The sequence below is a fragment of the Viridibacillus sp. FSL R5-0888 genome, assembly GCF_038009105.1.
Taxonomy (GTDB): domain Bacteria; phylum Bacillota; class Bacilli; order Bacillales_A; family Planococcaceae; genus Viridibacillus; species Viridibacillus arenosi.
In genome coordinates, this window is sequence record NZ_JBBPAU010000001.1 from 3,300,592 (window position 1) to 3,312,787 (window position 12,196).

General features: G+C 36.7%; 16 protein-coding genes. All 16 read right to left on the reverse strand.

Annotation, left to right across the window (positions count from 1 at the left end; translation table 11 throughout):
• Positions 1 to 13: 13 nt before the first annotated feature.
• The 16 genes from fliP to fliG all read right to left on the reverse strand — a co-directional run bounded on the left by fliP (position 14) and on the right by fliG (position 12,187).
• Positions 14 to 679, reverse strand: a complete 666-nt coding sequence (gene fliP / locus MKY02_RS16535) for a flagellar type III secretion system pore protein FliP (protein WP_038184132.1) — start codon at positions 677 to 679, stop codon at positions 14 to 16.
• A complete protein-coding gene (locus tag MKY02_RS16540) occupies positions 676 to 1,356 on the reverse strand; it encodes a flagellar biosynthetic protein FliO (RefSeq protein WP_076065417.1) in 681 nt (226 codons plus the stop codon). The genes fliP and MKY02_RS16540 overlap by 4 nt, the downstream gene beginning before the upstream one ends.
• 5 nt (positions 1,357 to 1,361) lie before the next feature.
• Positions 1,362 to 1,724, reverse strand: a complete 363-nt coding sequence (locus tag MKY02_RS16545) for a response regulator (protein WP_038184126.1) — start codon at positions 1,722 to 1,724, stop codon at positions 1,362 to 1,364.
• 22 nt (positions 1,725 to 1,746) lie between these two features.
• Positions 1,747 to 2,934 carry a flagellar motor switch phosphatase FliY gene (gene fliY, locus MKY02_RS16550; protein WP_076065418.1) on the reverse strand — a complete coding sequence of 396 codons (1,188 nt, stop codon included), beginning with the start codon at positions 2,932 to 2,934 and terminating at the stop codon, positions 1,747 to 1,749.
• Complete coding sequence (gene fliM / locus MKY02_RS16555; protein WP_038184120.1) at positions 2,927 to 3,925, reverse strand: flagellar motor switch protein FliM; 999 nt, start codon at positions 3,923 to 3,925, stop codon at positions 2,927 to 2,929. Before fliM ends, fliY begins: the two co-directional genes overlap by 8 nt.
• Positions 3,926 to 3,955: 30 nt before the next feature.
• Positions 3,956 to 4,381: a flagellar basal body-associated protein FliL gene (gene fliL / locus MKY02_RS16560; RefSeq protein ID WP_076034010.1), complete on the reverse strand. Its 426-nt coding sequence runs from the start codon at positions 4,379 to 4,381 to the stop codon at positions 3,956 to 3,958.
• Positions 4,371 to 4,592 (reverse strand): flagellar FlbD family protein, encoded by a 222-nt coding sequence (locus tag MKY02_RS16565; protein WP_076034177.1) that lies wholly within the window; start codon positions 4,590 to 4,592, stop codon positions 4,371 to 4,373. Before MKY02_RS16565 ends, fliL begins: the two co-directional genes overlap by 11 nt.
• 70 nt (positions 4,593 to 4,662) lie before the next feature.
• Positions 4,663 to 5,457 carry a flagellar basal body rod protein FlgG gene (flgG, locus tag MKY02_RS16570; RefSeq protein ID WP_038184115.1) on the reverse strand — a complete coding sequence of 265 codons (795 nt, stop codon included), beginning with the start codon at positions 5,455 to 5,457 and terminating at the stop codon, positions 4,663 to 4,665.
• 81 nt (positions 5,458 to 5,538) lie between these two features.
• Entirely contained in the window at positions 5,539 to 5,928 is a 390-nt protein-coding gene (locus MKY02_RS16575) for a TIGR02530 family flagellar biosynthesis protein (RefSeq protein WP_038184448.1), read from the reverse strand.
• 8 nt (positions 5,929 to 5,936) lie between these two features.
• Complete coding sequence (gene flgD, locus MKY02_RS16580) at positions 5,937 to 6,653, reverse strand: flagellar hook assembly protein FlgD (protein WP_076065419.1); 717 nt, start codon at positions 6,651 to 6,653, stop codon at positions 5,937 to 5,939.
• 4 nt (positions 6,654 to 6,657) lie between these two features.
• Complete coding sequence (locus tag MKY02_RS16585) at positions 6,658 to 7,998, reverse strand: flagellar hook-length control protein FliK (protein ID WP_076065420.1); 1,341 nt, start codon at positions 7,996 to 7,998, stop codon at positions 6,658 to 6,660.
• A gap of 30 nt (positions 7,999 to 8,028) precedes the next feature.
• The gene (locus MKY02_RS16590; RefSeq protein WP_340711554.1) at positions 8,029 to 8,670 is read right to left on the reverse strand and encodes a MotE family protein; all 642 of its coding nucleotides are present in this window, start codon (positions 8,668 to 8,670) and stop codon (positions 8,029 to 8,031) included.
• Positions 8,627 to 9,076 carry a flagellar export protein FliJ gene (gene fliJ, locus MKY02_RS16595; protein ID WP_038184109.1) on the reverse strand — a complete coding sequence of 150 codons (450 nt, stop codon included), beginning with the start codon at positions 9,074 to 9,076 and terminating at the stop codon, positions 8,627 to 8,629. The genes MKY02_RS16590 and fliJ overlap by 44 nt, the downstream gene beginning before the upstream one ends.
• Positions 9,077 to 10,402 carry a flagellar protein export ATPase FliI gene (gene fliI, locus MKY02_RS16600; protein WP_076034178.1) on the reverse strand — a complete coding sequence of 442 codons (1,326 nt, stop codon included), beginning with the start codon at positions 10,400 to 10,402 and terminating at the stop codon, positions 9,077 to 9,079.
• Entirely contained in the window at positions 10,402 to 11,190 is a 789-nt protein-coding gene (gene fliH / locus MKY02_RS16605) for a flagellar assembly protein FliH (protein ID WP_210402663.1), read from the reverse strand. The genes fliI and fliH overlap by 1 nt, the downstream gene beginning before the upstream one ends.
• Entirely contained in the window at positions 11,174 to 12,187 is a 1,014-nt protein-coding gene (gene fliG, locus MKY02_RS16610) for a flagellar motor switch protein FliG (protein WP_038184093.1), read from the reverse strand. The genes fliH and fliG overlap by 17 nt, the downstream gene beginning before the upstream one ends.
• Positions 12,188 to 12,196: the final 9 nt, after the last annotated feature.

The window sequence follows — 12,196 nt, forward strand, 5'->3', positions numbered from 1 at the left end:
ATTGATTCATCCCCTAAAAGCTTTGCAGCAATGATTTCATTACAAGATACCAGCCATCTACAAGTACAAATAATAGGATTTTAAATGGTAGTGAAATCATAACTGGCGGTAACATCATCATCCCCATAGACATTAATACACTTGCGACAATCATATCGATTACAAGGAATGGTATGAAAATCATGAAACCAATTTGAAAAGCAGTTTTAATCTCACTTAACGCAAAAGCAGGTACTAAAGTAGTTAATGAAATATCCTGAATCGTTTCAGGACGTTCTGCACCAGAATATTTTAAAAATAAATCTAAATCCTTCTGTCTTGTATGCTGACTCATAAAGTCTTTGAATGGCCCACTCGCTTTGTCGTAAGCTTCATCCAGTGTGATTTTCTCATCAAAAAGAGGCTGTAATGCTTCTTTATTCACTTCTTGGAATGTTGGTGCCATGATAAAGAATGTTAAAAAAAGTGCCAATCCAACTATTACTTGGTTTGGAGGCATTTGTTGTGTAGCTAGAGCTGTACGTACGAACGATAGGACTATAACAATCCTCGTAAAGGATGTCATTAGTATTAATATACTTGGTGCTAATGATAGGACCGTTAGCATTAACATCAGTTTTACAGAAGTAGAAACATTGGATGGATTACTGTCTGAGAAATAATTAACTAAATCACTCATTCTTTATCGCTCTCCTTTTGCTTCCACTCATTCAAATCCTTACTACGATCAGATTTTATTTTTGAGATTTTTTGTTGAAAAAGATCTTTGAATTCTTCATTTGGTTTTTCATCTACTTTTGATGAAGGTCGTACTTTTTCTTTTAAACTAGTAAAAAGGTCTGCAATATATGGAACTTGATTTGCAAATTCCTGTTTATCGTTATATAAGGTCATTAGACGCTCTTTTTCGACTTCGTTTGAGATTTCCTTAAGAATATGTACATCTTCACCTACGCCAACTAAATAGAGCGAATCTCCTACTTTTAAGAGCTGCACCGATTTCTGTTGGCCTAAAGATAATCCACCTAAATTTTGCATCAATTGATTATGTTGATATTTTTGGTTGCGACTATTGACGAATTTTAACATTCCGTACAATAGGGCTACTACAAAGATAAGAGCTAGGACCATTTTAATATAATCCCATGGAGACAAGCCGACAGCTGTCGATTGTGTGTTTTTATCGACAGCTGTAGTTGAATCCTCTTTGCATACATCTTTATCTTTGTTATAGCAATCATCCACCATACCACCCTTCTCAGCAAAGGCTGGTGTCGGGTTTAGCATAGGATTAATTAATGTAATTGTTAATAATGATGCACACAACATCAGTTTCAATAAGGCTTTATAAAACATTCTGATCAACCTAACGCTTTTTGGATCGCTTCGATAACACGGTCAGCTTGGAAAGGTTTTACGATAAAGTCTTTTGCACCTGCTTGGATTGCATCGATTACCATTGCTTGTTGTCCCATTGCTGAGCACATAATAACAATTGCACTTGGATCTTTTTCTTTAATAGATTTTAATGCGGCAATTCCATCCATCTCAGGCATAGTAATATCCATTGTTACTAAATCTGGTTTTAATTCGCTGTATTTCTCAATAGCTTGAGCACCATCTCCAGCTTCCCCCACAACTTCAAAACCATTTTTTGTTAAAATATCCTTGATCATCATGCGCATGAAAGCTGCGTCATCCACAATTAAAATCCTTTTAGACATGTCTAACTCCTCCAATAACTATCTATCTTAGATTGTTTAAGCGATCCGCTTTACTCAAAATATCTGTAATACGAACACCGAAGTTTTCGTCTATTACAACTACTTCTCCTTTAGCAATGAGACGGCTATTTACTAGAATATCAACCGGTTCCCCAGCAAGTTTATCAAGTTCAATAATAGATCCACTTGCTAGTTCTAATATCTCTTTTACGGAACGCTTCGTACGTCCTAATTCAACAGTAACTTGCAGTGGTATGTCAAGTAGCATATTCAAATTTCTAGCTTCTGCTTGCTTCAATGATGCATTTTCAAAGCTAGCAAATTGCGCTTGTTGTACATTTGCTGGCTGTTGTGTATACATTGGTCTTTCAGGCATTGCATACGATTGTTGATATTGTTGTTCTTGCATTGGAGCAGGTTGGGCTACTGGTACCTGTTGTACAGGAGGTGCTTGAACTGGTGCTGCCTGTGGTGTTGGTGTTGGCGCAGGCGCAACCATAGTTGAAGCAATTTCTTCAGTATCTTGATTCAGTAATTGGTTAACCAACTTCTTACTAAATCCAAGAGGTAGTAGTTGCATAATATCTGAATCTATTAAAGTACCAATTTTCAAGCGGAATGAAACTTTAACAAGTAAATCTTCTTCCGGAATATTATCTCTACCTTCATTTTTTGAAATATTCATCAAATCGATTGATGGCGGTGAAATGTCCACTTTTTTATTAAAGATCGTAGACATAGATGTTGCAGCAGAACCCATCATTTGATTCATTGCTTCCTGTACAGCACTTAAATGAATCTCACCAAGTTCATCTGCAGGGCTAGCACCATCTCCACCTAACATTAAATCAGCTATAATTGCTGCATCCGATTGTTTGATGACTAATAAGTTCATACCCACAAGGCCCGTCGTATATTCTACTTGAACCGCTACATATGGATGAGGAAACTCTTCCTCCAAATTATCACGATTAATCATACTGATTGTTGGTGTTGTAATATCAACTTTTTGGCCAAGTAACGATGATAACGCCGTTGCAGAACTACCAAAGGAAATATTACCGATTTCACCTAGTGCATCTTGAGATAATGCATCTAAATATTCCTCTACTTTGTATTCAATTTGAGAAGACTTCTTATTTTCTAGTTCTGGAGATTCGCCTCTTAATAGGGCTTCAATTTCTTCTTGTGATAACATTTCATCACTCATCAACTTCGTCTCCTCCTTTCAAAGACTCTAAAACTTGAACAGCCATTCGTTTTTTCAGTTTCCCTGGTTGAACAGTAAATTTAGGTATATCGCCAACTTTTAATGTAAGTGGTTGGCTAATTTTCTGATCCAGTTGAATAACATCACCTTGCAACAATAGAAGGAAGTCTTCAATTGTTATTTCAGCATTACCAAGCTCTGCTATTACTGGTAAATTAGATTGTTTCACACTATTTTCAAGAATTGCTGTTTGTTCTGGTGAAACTTCTTTTTTGTTAGATTGCATCCAGTAACGAACCGATAGATTCGGTACAATCGGCTCTAATACGACATGAGGGATACAAATATTAATCATGCCACTTGTTTCTCCAATGATTGAGTTGAATGAAATAACAACAACCGTTTCATTTGGAGAAATCATTTGTAAGAACTGTGGATTCACTTCAAGCTCAGATAAAGCTGGATCAATATCGGCTATGTTTGCCCATGCTTCACGCAAGTTATCGAACGAACGTTCAAATAAATTTGTCATAATTTTTGTTTCAATTTCAGTTAAGTTATCGACGTTACTATGACTTGCTCCAGTTCCACCCATTAAACGATCTAGCATTGAATACGCAATATTAGGATTAATCTCCATTAGGATATTGCCATCTAAAGGTGGTACTTCGAAAACATTTATGAGTGTCATATTCGGAATTGAACGAATAAACTCTTCAAATGGAATCTGATCCACAGAAGCTACAGTTATTTGCACGTACGTCCTAAGCTGAGCTGAGAAAAACGTCGTTAAAAGACGTGCAAAGTTTTCATGTATTCGGGTCAAACTTCGGATTTGATCTTTTGAAAAACGTAGAGCTCGTTTAAAGTCATAAACTTTAACTTTTCTAGCCTCTTCATCTTTCTTAATATCATCAGCCGTCATCTCACCCGTTGATAACGCTGATAAAAGCGCATCAATTTCGGACTGGGATAACACATCTCCTGCCATTTTCCCACCTCCATTTCAAAATAATTGACCTTACTGAATGATGTAGGAAGTAATGTAAACTTCTTGTACCTTACCGTCTTGCATCAGTTCATTAAATCTTGTTTTTAACGTTGTTTGTAGCATTTTCTTTCCTTTTTTTCCTTCTAAATCACCTTTTGTCATCTCTGACATTTCTTCAATCACAATACTCTTCACCTGGAAATCACGTTTACCGATTTCTTCAGCAGCTTTTTTGCTATCAGTTTGGATTTTTAGTGAAATTTTAACAAAATTTGTTCCGGCAAGGTTTGTTGTCAATTCTGGAACATCTACAGAAGCTTCGATGATATCATCGATACTTGGCTCTTTGGCACTTCCTTTGTTCAACTGATTGACAGTTACCAATGCAATAACACCAAGCAGTGTAATTGAAACTAAGATAATCAACATAATGGTTAAAAGTTTGTTATTCTTCATCTTCTTCACCTCTTAAGTGCGGGTTTGATAGGAGCTGAACACTGTGATAAAAAGCAATCATACGATTACTCACTTCTTTCTCAGTTTCTAATACAACATATTTTCGTCCGGTCGTTAACGTAATCGTCGTATCAGGAAACTCCTCGACCGATTCTATGTATAAAGCATTTAATGAGAATGGTTTACCATTTAATTTAGTTACTGTAATCATAGGAAATAAGGGCCGAGTCATGAGAGCCGACCCAGCCCCCTCCTTTTAATGAAAAAATTTTAGCTAAAACTTATCGTTTTAAGTTAACAAGCTCTTGTAAAATTTCATCTGATGTAGTGATAATACGTGTATTCGCCTGGAAACCACGTTGCGCTACGATCATATCAGTGAATTCTTCTGATAGATCTACGTTGGACATTTCGAGAGCACCAGAAGCGATTACACCAATACCCTTTAGACCAGCTGTGCCTACTGTAGGTGCCCCTGAGTTTGAAGTTTCATTATAATAATTAGAACCTTCCTTAGATAAACCTCCAGCATTTGGGAACTTAGCTAATTCTAATTGACCTGCTTTTTGCAATACACCTGCTTCATCAACATAATCTACAGACCCATCTTTACCGACAGACATACTTTGAGCAGTTGTAGGAATATTTATTACTCCAGCAGTTCCTTTTAAATACTTACCTTCAGCATTAACTAGGTCTCCATTTTTATCCATATAAAAGTTCCCAGCACGTGTATACTTTAAGTTTTTCCCATCCTTATCCATAACAACAAAGAATCCATCACCAGAAATCGCTAAATCTAACACTCGGTTAGTGGTTTGCAATGAACCACCTTCATGCATTGTATCTATTGCAGCAATTTGAGAACCTAAGCCAATTTGTTTTGGGTTTGTACCTCCAGTAGTAGCAGTCGGCGCTGAAGCACCTGCGCTTGTCTGTGAGAATACATCTTTAAACACGACGCGACCTTTTTTGAACCCGTAGGTATTAACATTGGCGATATTGTTACCGATTACATCTAATTTTGTTTGGAAATTTTTAAGACCACTGATGCCTGAATACATTGAACGTAGCATAACTTAATTTTCTCCCTTCGATTTTAGAGTGTACTGCTTCTGTCATTTGGCAGTACTAAGGCACCCTTAAAAGGTCCTGCCTTATGTCAGCACAATTGTGCCGTCGATATTGGTGAATAATTGATCTTTTGCTTCATTACGATCCATTGCTGTTATTACTGTGGCGTTTTTCGCACTAACTATGAGCGCTGCCTGATCAGTTAAAACAAGTGAATCATTCACACCTTTTGAGCGTGCTTCGAATACTTTTTCAGTAATTCTTTGCCATTGCTTTTCATCAATATGAATATCTCGTTCGTTCAGACGAACTGAAGCGTGCTTACTTATCTTTAACTGTTGGCTACTTGTTGCTTTTTCTAACTCTTGACTAAAGGATTGTTTGCTTGTAGAAACATTCGGTCTTGCAATTGACTGTTGTCTTAAAGTTGGTTGAAGTTGTTGTATATGTTGCTGAAATCTAATTTTATCCACCATATATTTTATTTCCCTTGAGCAATGGACACGATTTGATCAGCTGTTACTTCATCACCGTTACTAAGTATATATTTGATTTGTCCATCTTTTTTTGAAACGGATTGGACGGTTGCTTCATTAGTTACTTCATTTGGAGATTCTTCAGATTCTTCATTATCATCTTTATCCTCAGTCACTTTGTATGTAATATTTTTCCCAATTAACATACTCGCTTCTACTAGGGACCCCCCGGTACTGCCTGTACTTCCATTAATCACTTCTGAAATATTTGATGGTGTTAATTCTTTACCGTCTGCTAATACAAAGATAACTCCCTCACCATTGTATTTAACTCGAACTACAGTACCAGTTCCTTCATTAACAATCGGTTTACCATCTTCACCTTTTTTATCTGTTACTTCATGCCATTTCACATCTTTGCCGATGAATGAATTAAATTCAATTAACTGCGATTGTTGTTGTAATTGCGTTAAATTCTCTAGTGCTGTTGTCATATTCGTCATTTGTTCAAGAGATGAAAATTGAGCCATTTGTGCGATAAATTCTTTATCATCCATTGGGTTTGTTGGATCTTGGTTTTGTAATTGTGTAATTAGCAATTGCAAGAATGCGTCTTTACCTAAAGCAGAGTTACCTGTTTGTCTTTGGTTAGATGGTTTATTGGCAACATTGTAATCATCTAAAATACTCTTTTTATCTGGAATTTTCGTTGTATCTGCCATAATCCTACACCTCCATTTCCATTAAATAGTCGCTAAATGTTAGTTCTTCATCTTGCTCGTCTTTATTTTTAGCGTCTTGGTCCTGTGCTTGTTGCTTAAATGATTGATTGAATTGATTCTGGCCTTTTTCTTGACGATTTGCATCACTTAAGGCTTGTGTGACATCAATACGATCAAGTTGTATATTTTGGTTAACTAAACCTTGTTTTAAAGTATTTAACTGACTATCTAGCATTTCTTTACCAAGTGCTGTTGAGGCTAACAATCTAGCTGTCATAACACCATCTTTTTGTACTAGTTCCACACGAATCGTCCCTAAATTTTCTGGGTACAGTTTAATCAAAAGCTTCGTCATTCCTTGTGCATTTGAAGTTTGACTACGATTCATAATTGCTTGGAACTCTTTGACAAACGTTTCAGCCTGAGAAGCCTTGTTTGTTGGTAATGTTAATGTCACAGTCGTGTTAGCTGTACCTTTTGTTTCTGTCAAAGTTGTTGTTACACTTTCATTGGCACTGGCATCGGTTAAATTAAGCATTAATGGTTGTACATCTTTAGATTTTATGAGTGGAAGTTGACTGCTCGATGCTTGATTTAGAAGCTGTTCTACTTTTGTAGATAAAGCAGACATCCATTCTTTCACTTGAAATACTTGTAATTCCTGATTTAAGACTAAATCTGTTTTAGGTACTGCAAGCTCAACTAATTTTAAAAATTTCAGTACATCTGAAGCCTGATTTTGAGAAACTGTTGCACCCTTTTCTCCACTAATAGAAGCCATCAAATTCTGCATAAATGCAAAGGCATTTTGATCGATACCGGCAAGTAAATCCCAAACATCTTTTGCCTGTGTATCATCACCTGTTAACTTTTGAATCGCAGCTTGTAAATCTTCAACGTTTACTCCTAACAACTCGCCTAATTTATCTAATGAAATACTTTCAGTACTTAGAGTAGCTTCATCGATTGCACTGTTCAGCAATTTATTTAAATCAGTTAGAGAAGTTACACCAAGGATGTTTGACATATCTTCTATAGTGATTGCTTGTTCTTGATCTCCAGCAGTATTGCTTTTTAGCACTTGTCCAAGTAAACCTTCTAGACCTCTTGATAGATCGATAGATAATCTATTTGAGCTAAATGTGGATTCCTTTATGGACTGATTATTCAACTTATCTATATTACTTTGATTACTATTACTATTTGTTGTAGATGAAGTTGGCGGTTCAGTCTTATTAGAAGATAACAAGTAATCCGAAAATCCAGTATTAGTTGAGCTATCAGTTGAATTTTTTGATTGACTACTTGCTTTGGGTGCTTCTATTTGTATCGAATCTATATTCATGATTTCACCTCCTTCCGACTAATAGAATTTTTATTTAGCTAACAATACCGTATATCGTGCAGCGTCTTTTGCTGGCATCTTCTCTAATACTTTCGCCAACGTTTCAGGTTTTAAGCTAGCTAGTATTTTAATTGCTTCCGAATCACTCATATTTATGATGACTGGAGCTGCTGCTTTTGGTGTCATTTTTTCAAAGGTTGACACTATACTGCTAAATTCTTTTTGTGTTTCTACTTTTCCCTTTTCAAGCTTATCGATTTCAGCTATTAGTCGATCTTGTTCAATAACTAGCTTAGATTTTTCGTTTTTCGAGTCTTCTATTTGACCTTGTAATTGCGCAATTTGGGCTTCTTTTTCTTTAATTTGAGCTTTTAGCTCCACAGTTTGTTTAGCATTTTCTTTTGCATCATTTTCATTTAACACTTTTTCGTTAGTACTTTGGGCTGTACCACTTGTCCATTCTTTTGCTTTTTCAAAAACATTTACGTTTAATAAATGCGCAATGATCAGGAGAACGGCAGTTGTAAATAGTAATGGTATAATCACCCAATAAAAAAGCCTTTGAAGCGTACTAGGTGCTTTTATTTCCGAAGCTTTTGTATGCTCCAAATTTTTTTTCGCCATGCCATCACCTGATTTCTTTGTTGTAATATGCGACTGATGATAGTTCATCTAGTCGAATTGCTTCAAGTCTTTCTTGTTCTTCTTTAAAAGTTTCAAGATCTTTTTCTTTCATCTTTTCATACTTCCGAAACTCTAACGACTTTTCCAGCAGTTTCTGTTCATGCCACTCCATTTTAGAGCGAGCTTGAATAACCTTTTGCTGTACATCCACTATTGTCTTTTCAAGACTATCAATAAATCTTGAATAATGATGAATTTCATCGATACTAGAACCAGTAGACATTCGTTGTTGTTGAAAACCAATTAGATCTTCTTTTTTCTTTAGCAGATTATAAAGTTTGGTAGCTACTTCTTCAAAAACTCTGACAGATTCTTTATAAGCAATTTCTGTTTCATTTTTTTCTTGCTCTCTCACTGTCATTACTTTTTCAAAGCGATATGTATATGCGCTCATTTACAGCCCACCACCATTCGATAAACTGATTAGTTCATTCACACTCTGCTGCATACTAACATTATCTAAATATCCTTGTTTCAAAAATGCTGTAATTAGAGGCTCATAATGAATGGCTTGATCAATTTCTTTGGAAGTTCCTCGCTTATAGGCACCTATATTTATCAAGTCTTCTGATTTGTTATACGTATAGTACAGTTCTCGCAACCGTTCTGCAGCTTGTACATGTTCTTTAGAGACAATATGATTCATCAAACGGCTGACACTTTTTAAAACGTTAATAGCCGGATATTGCCCTTTATTTGCCAATGTACGATCAAGCACGATATGTCCATCTAAAATACCTCGTACTGTATCTGCGATTGGTTCATTCATGTCATCCCCGTCTACTAATACCGTATAGAAAGCTGTTATAGAACCATGTTCATTTGTACCTGTTCGTTCTAATAACTTTGGCAAAATAGAGAATACAGAAGGTGTATAACCTCTCGTAGCAGGTGGTTCACCAACCGCCAAACCAATTTCACGTTGAGCCATAGCAACACGAGTGACAGAATCCATCATGAGCATGACATTTAGTCCTCTATTTCTGAAGTACTCTGCAATTGCTGTAGCTGTAAATGCCCCTTTAATACGCATCAGAGCAGGTTGATCAGATGTAGCAGCGACAACGATTGAGCGCTTCAAGCCTTCAGGGCCAAGATCTCGTTCGATGAATTCACGAACCTCACGACCACGTTCTCCAATAAGTGCGATAACATTTAAATCTGCTTCTGTATTTCGCGCTATCATTCCTAGGAGGGTACTTTTACCAACACCTGAACCGGCGAATATACCAACACGCTGGCCATTACCAACCGTTAACATGCCATCTATTGCTTTTACACCCACTTCAAGGGTTTCATTTATAGGTGGTCTAGTTAAAGGGTTTGGTGGGTCTTCCTCTGTCTGAACAGTAGCAAGGCCTTTTGGTAAGTTGTGTCCATCAATAGGTAATCCCATTGAGTCCAATACTTTACCAATAAGTTCAGGCCCTACTTTTACTTCTAAAGGTGACCCTGTTCCCTCAACTAAACATCCTATCGAAATCTCTCTAATTGATGTAAACGGCATGAGTACAACGATTTCATCTTTAAAACCGACAACTTCAGCTAAAATCTCTGTAGGTCCATTTTTTGAAGATTGCACATGAATTTTACATACATCACCAACAGAGCTTTCAGGACCTTGCGATTCAATCATTAGACCAACTACACGAGTTATTCGACCATACTTTTTAAATGTTTGTACTGATGGAATATGCTCAACCAACTGCGACGCTTTCATCATTTCTGATCCACGCTTTCTAATATTTCTATTAGTTTCAATCGTAATTCATTAAGCTGTTCATCGATACTCACGACAATTCTTCCGTGATTTGTTTCGATATAACCATCCGTATCATTTAGTTCTTCATTTACGAAAATCATGAATGGGACATCCACTGGGAAGATGGAAGCTAATTCGTCTCGATGACTTGATACGAGCTTATGATAAGTAAGTGATACATACAGCTTAATTTCTTTCATCTCTCTTGCCTCTTTTAAACCTCGACGGACCACATTCAAAAACAGCTCTCCATTTTCTTCTAAGGCTGTCCCTAAAATGCGAGTCGCAGCATTCATAGCCAGTTCTAAAATGACTCTTTCTTGACTTTCTAGATATTGTTGAGCATTTTCTTGTGAACTGATAGTAGTTTCATTAGCTATTTGAACTGCTTCTGACATATTGTCTTCAGCTTTTAAGCGTCCTTCTTCTAAGCCTTGCTGAAAACCTTCATCGTAAGCTTGTTGTTGAAGAATAAGCTTATCTTGTTCCCATTGCTCTTTAGCAAAATCAAGTACCTGCTGTTGTTCTTCGCACTGTGCGAAGAATTTTTGTTGTTGAATAGTAATCTCGGACTGCGCTTCAGCAATAATACGTTCTCTTTCAGCTATTACATCTTCTAAGGAATAATCCTCAACGACTTCTTGCTGATCTTCGGGCAATCTTAACTCGCGTATTTCAATTGTTCTAATTTTCTCTTTGGATGATAGAGTATCATCGAATCGAATGATTCTAGACAATGACGTCATCTCCTCCACCACGAGCGATAATGATTTCACCTGCGTCCTCTAAGCGTCGTGTTACTGCAACGATTCTCATTTGTGCATCTTCAACATCTCTCAGGCGAACAGGTCCCATTACTTCCATCTCTTCTCTAAATGTTTCAGCCATACGTTGGGACATATTTTTGAAAATAATTTCTTTTACTTCTTCGCTTGAAATCTTCATTGCAAGGAGTAAATCTTCATTTTCACAATCGCGTATAACACGTTGAATTGAGCGGTTATCCAGTGTAACAATATCTTCGAAGACAAACATACGTTTTTTGATTTCTTCTGCTAGTTCTGGATCTTGAATTTCAAGTGCATCCAGAATTGTTTTTTCTGTTTGTCTATCAACACCATTAAGGACTTCTACAACTGCATCAACGCCACCAGTTTCGGTGTAATCTTGCGTCACAGTTGATGACAATTTGCGTTCTAATACTGATTCAATTTCACTAATAACTTCGGGCGATGTTGAATCCATCATTGCGATACGTTTCGCTATATCAGCTTGTACCTCTTGAGGTAAAGATGAAAGTATAATACCCGCTTGCTGTGGCTCTAAATATGAAAGTATTAGCGCAATTGTTTGCGGATGTTCATTTTGAATAAAGTTGAAAATTTGAGCAGGATCTGTGCGTCTCGCAAAATCAAAAGGTCTTACTTGTAGAGAAGATGTTAATCGATTGATAATTGTTTGAGCCTGATCCGATCCAAGAGCCTTTTCTAATACAGTTTTCGCATAACCAATTCCACCTTGAGAAATGTAGTCTTGTGCGAGTGCAATATTATGGAACTCTTCGATGATTTCTTCTTTTATCTCTGGTTCAACTTTTTTAACTCCTGAAATTTCTAACGTTAAACGTTCTATTTCCTCTTCGCTTAAGTGTTTATATACCGCAGCGGACACTTCTGGTCCTAGTGATATTAACAGGAGTGCTGCTTTTTGTTTACCAGATAAACCTTTTTCTTTCCTTGACACAGCTTTTCC

Coding starts and splice junctions, on each gene's coding strand:
- fliJ (WP_038184109.1), bottom strand. CDS start 9,076: ATGAGCGCATATACATATCGCTTTGAAAAAGTAATGACAGTGAGAGAG.
- fliH (WP_210402663.1), bottom strand. CDS start 11,190: ATGACGTCATTGTCTAGAATCATTCGATTCGATGATACTCTATCATCC.
- MKY02_RS16545 (WP_038184126.1), bottom strand. CDS start 1,724: ATGTCTAAAAGGATTTTAATTGTGGATGACGCAGCTTTCATGCGCATG.
- flgG (WP_038184115.1), bottom strand. CDS start 5,457: ATGCTACGTTCAATGTATTCAGGCATCAGTGGTCTTAAAAATTTCCAA.
- fliL (WP_076034010.1), bottom strand. CDS start 4,381: ATGAAGAATAACAAACTTTTAACCATTATGTTGATTATCTTAGTTTCA.
- fliP (WP_038184132.1), bottom strand. CDS start 679: ATGAGTGATTTAGTTAATTATTTCTCAGACAGTAATCCATCCAATGTT.
- MKY02_RS16565 (WP_076034177.1), bottom strand. CDS start 4,592: ATGATTACAGTAACTAAATTAAATGGTAAACCATTCTCATTAAATGCT.
- fliI (WP_076034178.1), bottom strand. CDS start 10,402: ATGAAAGCGTCGCAGTTGGTTGAGCATATTCCATCAGTACAAACATTT.
- fliY (WP_076065418.1), bottom strand. CDS start 2,934: ATGAGTGATGAAATGTTATCACAAGAAGAAATTGAAGCCCTATTAAGA.
- flgD (WP_076065419.1), bottom strand. CDS start 6,653: ATGGCAGATACAACGAAAATTCCAGATAAAAAGAGTATTTTAGATGAT.
- MKY02_RS16590 (WP_340711554.1), bottom strand. CDS start 8,670: ATGAACTATCATCAGTCGCATATTACAACAAAGAAATCAGGTGATGGC.
- MKY02_RS16540 (WP_076065417.1), bottom strand. CDS start 1,356: ATGTTTTATAAAGCCTTATTGAAACTGATGTTGTGTGCATCATTATTA.
- MKY02_RS16585 (WP_076065420.1), bottom strand. CDS start 7,998: ATGAATATAGATTCGATACAAATAGAAGCACCCAAAGCAAGTAGTCAA.
- fliM (WP_038184120.1), bottom strand. CDS start 3,925: ATGGCAGGAGATGTGTTATCCCAGTCCGAAATTGATGCGCTTTTATCA.